General features: G+C 32.5%; 16 protein-coding genes. 4 read left to right on the top strand and 12 right to left on the bottom strand.

The annotated features are described in order from the left end of the window. Positions 1-109 precede the first annotated feature (109 nt). Complete coding sequence (gene gcvP, locus Q0807_RS16550) at positions 110-2,959, bottom strand: aminomethyl-transferring glycine dehydrogenase (RefSeq protein ID WP_299111861.1); 2,850 nt, start codon at positions 2,957-2,959, stop codon at positions 110-112. 121 nt (positions 2,960-3,080) lie between these two features. Between gcvP and Q0807_RS16545 the strand changes: the two genes are divergently transcribed. After that, positions 3,081-3,917, top strand: coding sequence for a hypothetical protein (locus Q0807_RS16545; RefSeq protein WP_299111859.1), 837 nt, complete (start codon positions 3,081-3,083; stop codon positions 3,915-3,917). Here Q0807_RS16545 and Q0807_RS16540 read toward each other — a convergent pair. The 11 genes from Q0807_RS16540 to Q0807_RS16490 all read right to left on the bottom strand — a co-directional run bounded on the left by Q0807_RS16540 (position 3,891) and on the right by Q0807_RS16490 (position 12,170). After that, complete coding sequence (locus tag Q0807_RS16540; protein WP_299111858.1) at positions 3,891-4,157, bottom strand: hypothetical protein; 267 nt, start codon at positions 4,155-4,157, stop codon at positions 3,891-3,893. The genes Q0807_RS16545 and Q0807_RS16540 overlap by 27 nt on opposite strands. A 40-nt stretch (positions 4,158-4,197) precedes the next feature. Beyond that, positions 4,198-4,752 carry a sigma-70 family RNA polymerase sigma factor gene (locus tag Q0807_RS16535; protein ID WP_299111856.1) on the bottom strand — a complete coding sequence of 185 codons (555 nt, stop codon included), beginning with the start codon at positions 4,750-4,752 and terminating at the stop codon, positions 4,198-4,200. 47 nt (positions 4,753-4,799) lie between these two features. Then, a complete protein-coding gene (locus Q0807_RS16530) occupies positions 4,800-5,702 on the bottom strand; it encodes a TIGR01777 family oxidoreductase (RefSeq protein ID WP_299111854.1) in 903 nt (300 codons plus the stop codon). A gap of 2 nt (positions 5,703-5,704) precedes the next feature. After that, positions 5,705-6,091: a hypothetical protein gene (locus Q0807_RS16525; protein ID WP_299111852.1), complete on the bottom strand. Its 387-nt coding sequence runs from the start codon at positions 6,089-6,091 to the stop codon at positions 5,705-5,707. A 6-nt stretch (positions 6,092-6,097) separates the two neighbouring features. Continuing rightward, positions 6,098-6,448, bottom strand: coding sequence for a hypothetical protein (locus tag Q0807_RS16520; protein ID WP_299111850.1), 351 nt, complete (start codon positions 6,446-6,448; stop codon positions 6,098-6,100). 1 nt (position 6,449) lies between these two features. Next, a complete protein-coding gene (locus Q0807_RS16515) occupies positions 6,450-7,271 on the bottom strand; it encodes a DCC1-like thiol-disulfide oxidoreductase family protein (protein WP_299111848.1) in 822 nt (273 codons plus the stop codon). A 403-nt stretch (positions 7,272-7,674) separates the two neighbouring features. Further along, positions 7,675-8,178 (bottom strand): MarR family transcriptional regulator, encoded by a 504-nt coding sequence (locus Q0807_RS16510; protein ID WP_115818607.1) that lies wholly within the window; start codon positions 8,176-8,178, stop codon positions 7,675-7,677. A 94-nt stretch (positions 8,179-8,272) separates the two neighbouring features. Then, positions 8,273-10,303, bottom strand: a complete 2,031-nt coding sequence (locus Q0807_RS16505; RefSeq protein WP_299111842.1) for a M3 family metallopeptidase — start codon at positions 10,301-10,303, stop codon at positions 8,273-8,275. Next, the gene (locus tag Q0807_RS16500) at positions 10,287-10,520 is read right to left on the bottom strand and encodes a hypothetical protein (RefSeq protein WP_299111840.1); all 234 of its coding nucleotides are present in this window, start codon (positions 10,518-10,520) and stop codon (positions 10,287-10,289) included. Before Q0807_RS16500 ends, Q0807_RS16505 begins: the two co-directional genes overlap by 17 nt. 10 nt (positions 10,521-10,530) lie before the next feature. Beyond that, positions 10,531-11,013 carry a 5-(carboxyamino)imidazole ribonucleotide mutase gene (gene purE, locus Q0807_RS16495; RefSeq protein ID WP_299111838.1) on the bottom strand — a complete coding sequence of 161 codons (483 nt, stop codon included), beginning with the start codon at positions 11,011-11,013 and terminating at the stop codon, positions 10,531-10,533. Positions 11,014-11,015: 2 nt separating this feature from the next. Further along, a complete protein-coding gene (locus Q0807_RS16490; RefSeq protein ID WP_299111835.1) occupies positions 11,016-12,170 on the bottom strand; it encodes a 5-(carboxyamino)imidazole ribonucleotide synthase in 1,155 nt (384 codons plus the stop codon). A gap of 168 nt (positions 12,171-12,338) precedes the next feature. Between Q0807_RS16490 and Q0807_RS16485 the strand changes: the two genes are divergently transcribed. The 3 genes from Q0807_RS16485 to Q0807_RS16475 all read left to right on the top strand — a co-directional run bounded on the left by Q0807_RS16485 (position 12,339) and on the right by Q0807_RS16475 (position 15,294). Continuing rightward, positions 12,339-13,448 carry an adenylate kinase gene (locus Q0807_RS16485; RefSeq protein WP_299111833.1) on the top strand — a complete coding sequence of 370 codons (1,110 nt, stop codon included), beginning with the start codon at positions 12,339-12,341 and terminating at the stop codon, positions 13,446-13,448. Positions 13,449-13,559: 111 nt separating this feature from the next. Further along, positions 13,560-14,558 (top strand): GTPase ObgE, encoded by a 999-nt coding sequence (gene obgE / locus Q0807_RS16480; RefSeq protein WP_299111831.1) that lies wholly within the window; start codon positions 13,560-13,562, stop codon positions 14,556-14,558. A 16-nt stretch (positions 14,559-14,574) separates the two neighbouring features. After that, positions 14,575-15,294, top strand: coding sequence for an ion transporter (locus Q0807_RS16475; protein WP_299111829.1), 720 nt, complete (start codon positions 14,575-14,577; stop codon positions 15,292-15,294). The last annotated feature ends 27 nt before the right edge of the window (positions 15,295-15,321 follow it).

Genomic DNA, 15,321 nt, shown 5'->3' with positions numbered 1-15,321 from the left:
TTATTTGCAGATTTAATGCTTTAATTTTTAAGAATATCGTAATTATTGCTATTTATATTTTGAAATGCACAAAAAGAAGTGTGTTTTTATGCATTTCAAAATACTGTTATTAGGCATCCATGTAATCTTCTATTGGCGCGCAACTGCAAATAAGGTTTCTATCTCCATAAGCGTCATCAACGCGTCTTACACTTGGCCAAAATTTATTATCTCTAACAAAGTCTAAAGGAAATGCTGAAGCTTCTCTACTGTAAGGTAGCAACCACTCATCAGATGTTAGCATATCTAAGGTGTGAGGCGCATTTTTTAGCATGTTATTAGGTTCGTCTTTTGTTGCAGCATCGATTTCTTGTCTAATAGAAATCATTGCATCACAAAAGCGGTCCATTTCTGCTTTACTTTCGCTTTCAGTTGGTTCAATCATCATTGTGCCTGCAACAGGGAAAGATACTGTTGGTGCATGGAAGCCATAATCCATTAAACGTTTTGCAATGTCTGTAACTTCAATACCATTGGCTTTAAAATCACGACAATCTATAATCATCTCATGTGCTGCTCTACCGTTTTCTCCAGAATATAAAGTTGGGTAAGATCCTTCTAAACGTTCTTTAATATAATTAGCATTTAGTATGGCTACTTCAGTTGCTTTTTTAAGACCTCTATATCCTAACATTTTAATATAACCATAAGAAATAAGGCATACTAAAGAAGACCCGAAAGGAGCTCCTGAAATTGCCGAAATTGCTTGATGGCCTCCTGTTTTTATAATAGGATTTCCAGGTAAGAAAGGAACTAATTGTTCTGCAACACAAATTGGACCAACACCAGGTCCACCGCCTCCATGAGGAATAGCAAATGTTTTGTGTAAGTTGAGGTGACAAACATCTGCACCAATATTCCCAGGATTTGTTAATCCTACTTGTGCATTCATGTTGGCACCATCCATATAAACTTGTCCACCATTATCATGAATGATTTGTGTGATTTCTTTAATCGCAGATTCGTAAACACCATGCGTAGAAGGATAAGTCACCATTAAAGCCGAAAGATTGTCTTTATATAACTCTGCTTTTTCTCTTAAATCTTCAACATCAATATTTCCGTTTTCTGAAGCTTTTGTTACAACCACTTTCATACCTGCCATAACAGCACTTGCCGGATTTGTTCCGTGTGCAGATGATGGAATTAAACAAATATTTCTATGGTGATCTCCACGAGATTCGTGATAAGCTTTTATAACCATTAAACCAGCAAACTCACCTTGAGCACCAGAATTTGGTTGAAGCGAAGTCGCTGCAAAACCTGTGATTTCAGAAAGTTGATTTTCTAATTCATTTAGCATTAATTTATAACCAATAGGTTGATCTGCTGGTACAAAAGGATGCATATTTCCCCAACTGCTCCAACTTAAGGGCAACATTTCTGAGGCTGCGTTTAATTTCATGGTACAAGAACCAAGCGAAATCATAGAATGGTTTAAAGCTAAATCTTTACGTTCTAAACGTTTTACATAACGCATTAATTCCGTTTCAGAATGATAAGTATTAAAAGCATCAACAGTTAAAAAATCTGATTGACGTTTTAAGTGATCAGGAATAGTTTTAAGGTTAGATAGCGTTTCTATTTTATCTGTTGTATTTCCGGTTACAGTTTCAAAAATTGAAATAATTTCATTTAAATCTGAAATGTTAGTCGTTTCATTTAATGAAATCGTTACTGTATTGGTATCTGGATAATGAAAATTGACTTCACATTTTTCAGCTTCATATTTTACTTTAACAGCATCTGCTTTAATCTGAAGTGTGTCAAAATAATGAGTATTTACTTGTTCTACACCTAAATCTGCTAATGCGTTAGCTAGAGTAGAGGTGGAGTTTTTTACTTTATCTGCAATAAAAGTTAGGCCTTTTGGTCCATGATAAACAGCGTACATTCCTGCCATTACAGCTAAGAGTACTTGTGCTGTACAAATGTTAGATGTTGCTTTATCTCTTTTAATATGCTGTTCGCGTGTTTGTAATGCCATACGCAAAGCTCTGTTGCCATTAGTGTCTTTGGTAACACCAATAATTCTTCCAGGAACATCACGTTTATAAGCTTCTTTAGTCGCAAAAAAAGCAGCATGTGGTCCTCCATAACCCATTGGTATTCCGAAACGTTGTGTAGTCCCAACAACAACATCAGCACCAAATTTTCCTGGCGCCTCAAGTTTTACTAAACTTAAAATATCAGCAGCAACAGCCACTTTTATATTTTCAGCATTTGCTTTTTCAATGAAAGACTTAATATCTGTAATCTGACCGTTTTTACCTGGATATTGTAATAAGGCTCCAAAATATTCATCAGACAAATTGTATTCTGCTTCGTTACCAATTACCAATTCAATACCAATAGGATTTGCTCTTGTTTCTAATAATGCAATAGTTTGTGGTAAAACTAAATCTGAAACAAAGAATTTATTAATGTTAGCCTTCTTTTGGCTGCGTTCTCTCACAGCAAATAATAATGACATCGCTTCTGCGGCTGCAGTACTTTCATCTAAAAGTGATGCATTAGCAATTTCCATACCTGTTAAATCAATAATCATGGTTTGAAAATTCAACAAGGCTTCTAGTCTTCCTTGAGCAATCTCTGCTTGGTAAGGTGTATATGCAGTGTACCAGCCTGGATTTTCTAATATATTTCGCTGAATCACAGCTGGTAAATTAGTAGGATGGTAACCTAAACCAATGTAAGATTTATATACTTTGTTGAGTTGAGATAATTTGTAGATATGGCTTAAATATTCTTGTTCGCTCATCGCGACATCAAGATTTAGGTCATTTTCTAAGCGAATATTTTTAGGAATAGTTTCTGAAACTAGTTGTTCAATACTGTCAACACCAATAGTGTCTAACATGGCTTTTTGTTCGTTAGAATTTGGTCCAATATGTCTGAGTGCAAAAGAAGTTGTATCCATTATAAAATAAATAATTTATTGTGTTTTGCAAAAGTAAAGATTTAAGCGCATTTTTAGGAAATGGTAAGTTAAAGTTTTTAACCGAAAACGTAGTTTATTAACACAATCCGTACTTTTGTTTATGCAAATTTTAAAACGCATTTTTAATTTCTATCTTAATAGTAGTATACATGTTGCTTTTGCAGCTGCTGCTTTAACTTGGGTTACGTTTATTGAACTCGATTTCACCTATAATAGAAACCTGTTAGCTTTTGTGTTTTTCGGAACAATTACAGGTTATAATTTTGTGAAATATTTTGGGTTAGCGAAGTTTCACCATCGTAGTTTGGCTGTTTGGCTAAAAGTGATTCAGGTGTTTTCGTTATTAGCTTTTTTAGCAATGTGCTACTTTGCTTTTTATCTCGAAGTAGAAACACTTATTCTTATTGGAGTTTTGGGAGTCGTGACTTTTTTTTATGCAATTCCTGTTATGATTCCGAAGAAATATTTATTTGATGACCATAAAAATCTGCGTCAAATAGGAGGATTAAAAGTATATGTAATCGCTTTAGTCTGGACGTTTACCTCTGTTTTTTTACCTATAATAAACAATGATGTAACGCTCAATGCAGACGTTGTTATTTTGGCTATTCAAAGGTTCTACTTTGTATTGGTATTAATGTTCCCTTTTGAGATTAGAGATCTAATTTATGATAGCTTGAAGTTAGCAACGATACCTCAAAAAATTGGTGTAAAAAAAACCAAAGTTATAGGTGTACTGCTTTTAATACTTTTTGTACTGCTAGATTATTTTAAGGATGTAGTGAATGAAAAAATACTATTGTCCACAATGATAATTGCGCTAATTACTCTTGTCTTATTATTGTTTTCTAATAAGAATCAATCGAAATATTATAGTGCGTTTTGGGTAGAGAGTTTGCCCATTATGTGGTTAGTTGTTTTGCTGCTGCTTAGTTAATTCTGCTTTAAATTGATTTTCAATTTTCTTGCGCTCTTCAGCTTTTAAGCATTTCACTTCAGCCTTTTCTATGCTTTCTGTGAGTTTACTATTTTTTGAAGAATAACTCTGAGTTACACGGCAATATGCCAAACGTATAGTTAGTTTAACTCGTTCCCAAGAAGAAGCTTCTCCATATTGTGCTTTATCACAAATATGTTTTGCTTCATCACAGTTAATAAATAAAAAACTTTGTTTCATTTGTATTCAAACCTTTCAAAAGGAAAGGACTTTTTAATATTTAAAACCAATTTTCTTCCATGCAATCTGCAAGTGAAGTTCTAGCTCTATGGATAATTACCCAAAGGTTAGACGCAGTAATTTCTAATTCATTACAAATAGTTTCAGTATCGTAGCCTAAAATGGTTTTCATCTTAAAAACATCAGCTTGTTTTTCTGGCAATTTGTCTATGCAGTCGTGGATAGCATCACCTAATTCTGAATTCTCCAAAGTGTCTTCAGCCGTTTTATCAAAAGGGTCCGCTACACGTTCTTCTAACCAATCGCCTTCAGCTTCTTCATTATTGAGATAACCCATTCTAACTTCAGCTTTTCCTTTATTAGAATTTATTTTTCGATAATGATCAATAATTTTTCGCTTTAAAATTGAAATAAGCCATGTGCGCTCACTTGCTTCTCCTTTAAAATTTGCCATGGATTTTAGTCCAGCTAAAAAGGTTTCAGAGATTAAATCTTGAGCGATATCTCTATCATTTACACGAGTAATCGTATAATTGAAGAGATAATCTGAGTATGATTTTACCCAATTATTTGGGTCTATTTGGTGATTAGGCATTGTTCATTTGCATTGCTTTGTCAAAAATAGGTTAAAAAAACGAGAAATTAATTTCGTTTTAGTAGTTCATTTACAGCATCTTCTATTGTTAGATATTTGAATGTAAATCCTTTTTCTGTTAATTTTTCTGGAATTACATTTCTACTTTTTAAGACCAATTCTGTTTCTGTTCTTATAAACCAAGCTCCAATTTTTAATAACCATTTTGGGTGTGAAATTCCAAATGGCACTTTTAATTCTTTGCGTATATAGTTCATTAAAACCGAATTTGTGGTTGGTTTTGGTGACACAATATTATATGTGCCTTTAAGTTGTTTTTCAATTAAAAAATTAATTGCTCTAGCAAAATCAGTTTCATGAATCCAACTTACTTTTTGTTTACCATGCCATTGCTTGCCTCCTAAACCAAATTGTGTAAGTCGTTTTAAAGGAATTAGTGCACCTCCATTTTTCCCTAATACAATTGATGTTCTTAATATTACTTTTCTTGTGCTTGGTGTTGCAATACTATTAAATGCTGCTTCCCAAGATTTTGCAATGTTCATGGAAAAATCATTACCAATATCTCCATTTTCTTCAGTCATTTGTTTGTGATAAGAGTCTTCATAAATTGTAGATGTAGACATGTTGAGCCAAGCTTTTGGTGGATTTTCGCATTGGTTTATAGCCTTACCTAATATGTTGGTAGAATCTATACGAGAATCGTGAATAAGTTTTTTATTCGCTTCTGTATATCTACAATCTACTGATTTGCCTGTAAGATTTATTAGTGTGTTTGCGCCTTCAAGTGTTTTGGTCCATTGGTATAAGTCTTTAGCATTCCAATAAACGTGGTTTGGTTTTGTGGTTTTTCGAGTTAAGATTTTTACATCGTAACCTTTCTTAGAAAAGTATGATTCTAATACCTGTCCTAAAAATCCGGTGCCACCAGCTATGATGATAGTTTTCATGATTAAGAAATTTTGGTTGTTGTAAATACTTGCTTAGATTTTCTTCTTCCTCTAAAAAATAGATATAGGTTTAAGAATAACATAACGCCTAAGTAGATGGTAAAACCTCCAATCTTTTTGCTCAATATTTCCATTAAGGTTTGGTAACTGATTGTAGAATATGCGCTCGTGTAGATTTTCATTATAAATAAGGCGAATCCTATATTTATGAGATAGAATCCTATTTCGAATAATTTATTGGTTGCTAACGCAATTTCTTCTTTGCCCTTAAAGATATCTATCATAAATAATCGTCCATTTTTAAATAACATTTTCGAAATGTAAATAGTTAAGATGATTACTATTGGTAAGTATATAATGTAGCCGATAATGATTTTAGAATTTTCCATAATGTGTTAATTTAATAGTTTTTGTTTGTTAATATATTTTAGAATAAAAATGTTGTTATAGTGCATCAATGCTAATACAATGATTATTCTTCCCAATGTTTTGCTTAAAGAATTGATAATATCTGTTACACTTTCTAAGTGTTCCCAATAAGCAATGGTTAAAATGGCATAACCTATGTTTAGTAAGTAATAGCCTATTAGTAATAGTTTGTTTATGCTAGTCACTAAAGGTTTATTTTGGTTGAATAAATTTAATAGAAACACTGCACCATTTTTATAAAATAGCCAACCGACTTTTAACATAATAAAACTTATTATGGGTACATAAATGAGATATGTAATGGTGTTATAATTCATCTTATATAAATAATATTAGAATTAAAACAAGTAGGCGATAGACTATCCAAGTCGCTGATAAATGTTTTGGTAACTCTAATAGTTTAATACGTCTTATATGTTCAAATAACATTATCGTTGTTGTGAGTCCAAACCAAAAGAGCAGTGCTAGTTCTGGTATTTGAATTATTGAGGTTAGAACCAAAACAGGTATTAATATTAAGCTTCCCATTAACGAAACCGTCATAAGATTACCATAGTAGTTGAGCTGTTTTTTAAATTTTAATTTTGAAATAAATAAGCCTTGAAATCCAATCTGTCCTAAAGCCATTAAACATTCTCTTAAGAAGGTTGATTCAGGAATAACATTTAATAATTTACCAAATTTGAATAATACAATACTGGTGACTAGTGATGCAAATAGAATATAAATGTATCTGTATTTGTAGTTGAAATCTGGTACGCATTGTAGTGTTTGCGTTTGGTCTTCTTTACTCGGAATTATGACTTTTCTATTATAAGATATAAAAGAATACAATTTTTTTAATCCGAATTTAATAGGTTTTAAATTTCCTATTTTTTCTACCCATGGCATTGAATTACCGATGACTTTTAGTAAACTATCAATACCATAAATAACGGTTTTGTTTTTATTATCAAAAAGTGCAATTTCATTTGAAGCTCTTTTTAGGTCTATAAAGTTTTGCTCTTCGTTGGTTAAATCACAATAGGCTTTTCTACCATTATCATCTAACATTTTGGCTTTTATGAAACCACTTGTATAGACGTTACATAATGGACAATCTTTGTCGTACAGTAAAGTTTGGTTTTGTAGTGTTTTCATAAGTTAGAGTATTTATATATTAAAAATGTAACAATCACAAAATAGAAGCCAATTGTCATGGGTATGATATACAAAATTGATGACGAGAAATTATTCAAACTGTCACTAGTTATAAATAACATAAATGCAATAGAATATGCTAATACAAAGTACCAATATATCTGTAGTGCCTTATATCCAAGGTTATTTGCTTTTTTTATGTCGGTTGATATGAGTATTGCAATTATAATTTGAAATATACCGAGTCCAATTTGCCCTATTGAGCCTAGAATTGTAGTGTAGATATACAATGCAAGTATTATTGAATAGATTATTGTATTCATATAAAATAATTTTTTCATAGTTTCTTTATGTTTTAAACTTTCAGAAAAAATTGAAAGTTTGTTTTAAAAAAATAGATTAACTATTTCATCAGTTTTAAAACTGACTTAGTTAACCAATTTTGTTTTTGATTCACCATTTTATTCATTAATGTATCTAAATCTTGAGTTAGTTGGTTTAGAGCTTTGGTTTGTTTAATCAATTCCTTTGTTTTTTCGGTGCCATCATCTTTAATAGAAGAGACGTCTTCTAAAACTTTTATAACAGGTCTTATTTCTCTTCTACTTCGTTCTTTTGCAACTATTCGTGCTAATTCTTGTACGTCTTTTTCAGTGGTAAAGAATTCTTTTCGTTCACCAGACACCAGAACTTTAGTTACAATTCCCCAATCCATAAGCTGTCTTAAATTCATGCTTGTATTACCACGAGAAATTTTAAGTTCTTCCATGATGTCTTCCATAGACAATGGTTTGGTTGAAATAAAAAGCAATGCTTGTATTTGTGCCATGGCTTTGTTTATGCCCCAAAGTGAACCTAAACTTCCCCAAGTACTAATAAATTTTTCTTTTGCTTCTTTGTAATCCATATTGCAAATATATAATAATTTTTAAACTTTCAGTAATTACTGAAAGTTTATTTATAAAAAAAGAGAGCTTGATATAGGCTCTCTTTGATTTTTTTTATTTCAACAATCCTGCACGTCTTAATAAAGCTTCAGGTTTAGGTTCTTGTCCTCTAAACTTCTTATATAATGTCATTGGGTTTTCTGTTCCGCCTTGTGATAGTACAAAGGTTTTGAATTTATGAGCGATTTCTTTATTGAAAATTCCTTCTTCTTTAAAGTATTCAAAAGCATCTGCATCTAAAACTTCGGCCCATTTGTAACTGTAATAACCAGAAGAATAACCACCTTGAAAAATATGAGAGAATGATGTACTCATACAATTCTCAGCTACATCAGGATATAAATTGGTATCTCCAAAGGCCTCAACTTCATGTTTTTTTACATCTTTTATTTCTGAAGGGTCAATACCATGCCAAGACATATCTAGTAGTCCAAAACTAATTTGACGCAAGGTTTGCATACCTTCATGGAACGTAGATGATGCTTTTATTTTGTCTATTAATTCCATCGGAATCACTTCGCCTGTTTCGTAATGCATAGCAAATAACTCTAAAGCTTCTTTTTCGTAACACCAGTTTTCTAACATCTGACTTGGTAATTCTACAAAATCCCAAAATACACTTGTGCCAGATAAACTAGGATAAGTTGTGTTGGCTAACATACCGTGAAGTGCATGACCAAACTCGTGAAACAACGTAGTAACTTCGTTAAAAGTTAATAATGAAGGTTTGCTTTTTGTAGGTTTAGTGAAATTACAAACATTAGAAATGTGTGGTCTTTCGTTTACGCCATTCTTAATCATTTGAGGTTTGTAAGACGTCATCCAAGCACCATTTCTTTTACCTGATCTAGGAAAAAAATCAGCATAGAATATAGATACTAATTCACCTTCATTGTCAGTGACTTTGTATGTTAAAACGTCTTCGTGGTATTTATCTATGGTATTAATTTCTTCAAATTGTAATCCGAATAATTTATTGGCAACCACAAAGGCACCATCAATAACGTTTTCTAATTTAAAATACGGTTTCAACTGTTCATCATCTAAGTCAAATAATTTTTGTTTCAACTTTTCTGAATAATATCCCGAATCCCATTTTTGCAATTGGTCTATGCCATCTAAATCTTTTGCGAAATCTTGAAGTTTTTTAAATTCGGTTTTGGCTGCTGGTTTTGCTTTTTCTAGTAATTCGTTTAAAAAGGAAGTTACTTTTTCTGGCGTTTGTGCCATACGTTCTTCTAAAACAAAGTGTGCATGAGATTTATAACCTAATAATTGTGCTCTGTCAAAACGTAATTTCGCAATCTTAAGAACAATATCTTGGTTATCTAAATCATCATTCTGAAATCCTTTTCTTCCGAAGGCTTTAGACAACTGCTCACGTAATTCTCTATTATCTGCATACGTCATAAACGGAATATAACTTGGGTAATCTAATGTAATTAACCAACCGTCTTTGTCTTTGCTTTCTGCTAATTGCTTTGCTGCTTCTTTTGCGCCATCTGGTAAACCAGCAAGATCATCTTCGTTGGTGAGTAACATTTCAAAATTATTGGTCTCAGCTAATATATGCTCGCCAAACTTTAATTTCAACTGACTTAGTTCTTTGTCAATGGCTCTTAGTTTTTCTTTTTTGTCTTCTGTTAAATTGGCACCATTTCTAGAAAAACCTTTGTATTTTTTATCGAGAAGGGTTGCTTGCTCTGTTGTTAAGTCTAAAGTGGATTTTAAATCATAAACTGCTTTTACACGTTTAAATAAATCTTCGTTTAACGTAATGTCATTACTAAACTCTGAAAGCAATGGTGAAACTTCTTGTGCTATTTTTTGAATGTCGTCATTGGTTTCAGCAGAATTCAAATTAAAGAATATACTAGATAAACGGTCTAATTCTTCACCAGAATAATCTAATGCCTCTATAGTGTTTGCAAAGTTTGGCAATTCACTATTATTTACGATAGCATCAATTTCTAATTTTGCTTTTTCAATTCCGATTTTAAAACTAGGAAGATAATCTTCTGTTTTTATTTTTGAAAAAGGTGCTGTGTTGTACGGTGTGTTGAATGGCTTATTTAGAATGCTCATTTTTTTCTGTTTTTCGTAACGTTTTAATTGTAATCGTAATATCTGAAATTAAATAAGAGAATGCTGCGAGAAAGATTAGTGGTGCTACAAATGTTATTTTTATATGGTCTATAGCTAACGGTTTGTCAATTACGGCAGATAATAACCAAAATGACACGCATATTAATCCAATACAAAGTGGATATGTGAACAGTTTTAATACTAATTCTTTTAGCATTTAATTGGTGTTATTGTAAATCCTTAGCAGATTCATAGACCTTAGCTTTTAAACCTTCTTTATAGTCAATAATTTTTTCTAAAACATTTTGGTCAGAACTGCCTATAATTTGTGCAGCTAAAATTCCAGCATTTTTTGCACCATTTAAAGCAACTGTTGCAACAGGTACTCCTCCTGGCATTTGTAAAATAGATAAAACAGAATCCCAACCATCTATAGAATTACTGCTTTTTACTGGGACTCCAATAATAGGCAAAGGCGATAGAGATGCTACCATACCTGGCAAATGCGCAGCGCCTCCTGCACCAGCAATAATTACTTTTAGGCCTCGTTTATGTGCGTTTTTACTGTAATCGAATAATTTCTCAGGAGTTCTGTGTGCAGAAACGATATCTACTTCAATGTCAATATCAAATTCTTTTAAAATATCTATAGCATCTTGCATTACTGGCAAATCGCTTTTGCTTCCCATTATAATTCCTACTTTACTCATTTTTATTCGCTAATTACTTCAATTGTTTGTTTTACTTTTTCGGCAATCTCACGTGCTATGGTTAAGTCTTTATTAACTATAGTTACGTGTCCCATTTTACGGAAAGGTCTTGTTTGTTTTTTTCCGTAGATATGAGGTGTTACACCATCCATGGCTAAGATATTTTCAATGTTTTTGTAAACAACATTACCTGTATGTCCTTCTGCACCAACGAGATTTACCATAACGCCAGCAACCTTACTTTCAGTATTGCCAAGTGGAAGTCCAAATATGCATCTTATTTGTTGTTCAAATTGAGATGTATAACTTCCTTCAATACTATAATGACCAGAATTATGTGGTCTTGGTGCCACTTCATTTACTAAAATTTCATCTTCTCTAGTTTGAAACATTTCGACAGCCAACAAGCCAACATGTTTAAAAGCGGCTGCAGTTTTTAATGCAACTTCTTCTGCTTTTTTTGCAATAGCATCTGGTATTCTAGCCGGACAAATAACATACTCAACTTGGTTAGCTTCTGGATGAAACTCCATTTCTACCACAGGATATGTTTTTAAATCTCCTTTTTCATTTCTGGCAACAATAACTGCTAATTCATTTTTAAAAGGAATTAACTTTTCTGCAATGCACTCTACATTTGGTAAATTAACTAAATCTCTTTCGCTTCTCACTACTTTTACGCCTGTGCCGTCATAACCAAATCTTGCACTCTTCCATACAAAAGGATAGTTTAAGCCTCCATTGTCAACAGCCTCATCAATTTCTGAAGTGTAAGCAAATCTCGAAAACTCTGCTGTAGGAATATCATGGTCGCGATAAAATAATTTTTGAGTGCCTTTATTCTGAATAGTTCTTAAGGTTTTAGACGAAGGGTAAACTTTAACGCCTTCTTTTTCAAGTGTTTCTAAAGCATCAACATTAACGTTTTCAATTTCAAAAGTTAACACATCAACTTTTTTTCCGAATGCAACAACCGTATCATAATCTAATAAATCACCGACGGTAAATTCGTCGCAAGCTAAGCGAGCAGGTGCTTCGGCACTTGGGTCTATAACACAAGTATAAATATCAAATTTACGTGTGTCGTACAGCATCATTTTGCCAAGTTGTCCACCTCCTAATATGCCAAGTTTAAAGTTTGAAGAAAAATAGTTCATCAGTTTTTGTTCTTTCCATTAAAATGGAAAATTTTATTTAGGGTTAAATTTTCTGATTTTCAATAACAAAAATAAGCTAAAAATGAGACATACTTCTAAATTCCTAAATCAAAAATCCCTTAAACAGCAATCAAATATGTATCTTTGCAATTCTAAAATATTTTCGTTTTGATAAAGCTTCACGATTTATACTTCAAACCCTTCATATCTGAACAAGAAATAAACACTGCTGTCCAAAAAATGGTAGATGGTATTGCTGACGATTTGGGTGATGAAGTACCAGTTTTTATAGGTATTTTGAATGGCTCGTTTATGTTAGTGAGTGATTTTGTGAAAAAATATCCAAAACCTTGCGAAGTAACTTTTATAAAGTTAGCCTCTTATGAAGGTGTAAAATCCACAGAAGATATTCAGCGTTTAATTGGATTGACTCAGGATTTAACAGGACGAACAGTTGTTATTTTAGAAGATATTATTGATACAGGTAATACGTTAGAAGAAGTTCATCGTATTTTTAAAAATGAGAATGTTAAGCAATTAATTATTGCAACCTTGTTTTACAAGCCTGAAGCCTATAACAAAGATTTTAAACTTCATTACGTAGGTATGGAAATTCCTGATAAATTTATAGTAGGCTATGGCTTAGACTACGATGGATTAGGAAGAGATTTACCAGACGTATATCAATTAAAAACCACACAACACATGACAAACTTAGTGCTATTTGGCCCTCCAGGTGCAGGTAAAGGAACGCAAGCTAATTTCTTAAAAGAAAAATATGATTTAATTCATATTTCAACAGGCGACGTTTTTAGGTATAACATTAAAAATGAAACGGCTTTAGGAATGTTAGCAAAGTCTTTTATGGACAAAGGAGAATTGGTGCCAGATCAGGTTACTATTGACATGTTAAATAAAGAAGTGGAGAAGAATGCAGATGCTAATGGATTTATTTTTGATGGTTTTCCAAGAACCAATGCGCAAGCCAAAGCATTAGATGAATTAATGGACAGTAAAGATTCTCAGATTAATGCAATGGTTGCTCTAGAAGTTGATGATGAGGTTTTAGTTGGTCGTTTGCTCGAAAGAGGAAAAACTAGTGGTAGAGCTGATGATGCGGATGAAAGTATTATTAGAAACCGAATTAAAGAATACTATAATAAAACTGCGATTTTAAAAGATTACTACGCTGAGCAAAATAAATATTTTGGTGTTGATGGCGTTGGTAGTATTGAAGATATTACAGTGCGTTTAAGTGCTGTTATTGATAAATTATAATTCTTGAGAAAGCAGGATTTCTTCATGTTGAATGTATTATATGATGAGTCCTAGAATTATTTTAGCTTAAGATTTAAATTAAAAAGATTCCCGCTTTTGTGGGAAATGAATATGACTGAAGGAAATTTTGTTGATTACGTAAAAATGCACGTAACTTCCGGAAATGGAGGTAAAGGCTCTTCGCATTTACATCGCGAAAAATATATTGCAAAAGGAGGACCAGATGGAGGAGATGGTGGACGAGGAGGTCATGTAATTTTACGTGGAAACTCTAATCTTTGGACATTAATTCACTTAAAGTATAAGCGTCATATTAGAGCAGGTCATGGGTCTCATGGAAGTTCTGGTAGAAGTACAGGAGCTGATGGTGAAGATATGTATGTCGATGTTCCTCTAGGAACCGTAGTTAGAGACTCTGAAACCGATACTATTTTATTTGAAATCACTGAAGAAGGTGAAGAAAGAATTGTAGTTGAAGGCGGAATGGGTGGACGAGGAAACTGGCATTTTAAAAATTCAGTGAACCAAACACCTCGTTACGCACAACCTGGTATTCCTCTAGAAGAGCTAGATATCACCTTAGAGCTTAAAGTTTTGGCAGATGTAGGATTGGTTGGATTTCCAAATGCAGGAAAATCAACTTTATTATCTGTATTAACGTCTGCAAAACCAAAAATTGCAGATTATGAGTTTACAACGTTAAAACCAAATTTAGGTATTGTAGAGTATCGCGATTTTCAGTCGTTTGTAATGGCAGATATTCCTGGTATTATTGAAGGTGCAGCAGAAGGAAAAGGTTTAGGTTATTATTTCTTAAGACATATTGAACGTAATTCAATTCTCTTGTTTTTAATTCCTGCAGATGCTAAAGATATAGTAGAGCAATACGAAATTTTAGAAGATGAATTAAGACGTTACAATCCTGAAATGTTAGATAAAGATCGCTTGGTTGTGGTCTCAAAATCTGACATGTTAGATGATGAATTAAAATCTGAAATTTCCGTAATTCTAGATAAGGATTTAAAAGCCAATTATCTATTTATTTCTTCTGTAGCTCAACAAGGCTTAGTGGAATTAAAAGATAGTCTTTGGAAGATGTTAAACGAATAATGTTTCATAATTACATATGAAAACATACCTTAAAAACTTAGTAGAGCTTAACGATAATAAGCGCAGTAGACGATTTGCTTATTTTATTCAGTTTTTAATTATATTTTCTGTTATTACATTTTCTATTGAAACCTTACCAGATTTAAAACCACAAACTAAGGTGGTTCTAAATGCTATTGAGGCATTCTGTGTAGTCATTTTTACATTTGAGTATGTCGCTAGAATTTATGTTGCGGACAGTAAACCAAAATTCATTTTTAGTTTTTTCGGAATTATAGATTTTTTAGCCATTCTACCTTTTTACCTTTCGTTTGGAGTGGATTTGCGATCGTTACGTTTACTTAGAATGTTCCGATTGTTTCGCTTATTCAAGTTAGTTAGGTATAATAAAGCGATGCGTCATTTTGCCAATGCTATGATATTGGCAAAAGAGCAAATCATCTTATTCATGATTATTACCTTAATGCTAATTTACTTCACAGCCGTTGGTATTTATTATTTTGAAAACGAAGCACAGCCAGACCATTTTTCTTCTATATTTTCTAGTCTTTGGTGGTCTATAGTGACCTTAACAACTGTTGGTTATGGTGATGTCTACCCAATTACTGTTGGCGGTAGAATCTTTACTTTCTTTATGTTGTTAATTGGCTTGGGAGTTGTGGCAATTCCTACAGGTATAATTTCATCTTCTTTAACCAAAGCTGTTGAACCAAATGAAGAAGAAGAGTTAAAATAGTCTTCTAAATTTTAAATATTTAATATC

The sequence above is a fragment of the uncultured Winogradskyella sp. genome (assembly GCF_947495255.1).
Lineage (GTDB): Bacteria > Bacteroidota > Bacteroidia > Flavobacteriales > Flavobacteriaceae > Winogradskyella.
This window is presented reverse-complemented; position numbering and strand designations above follow the sequence as displayed.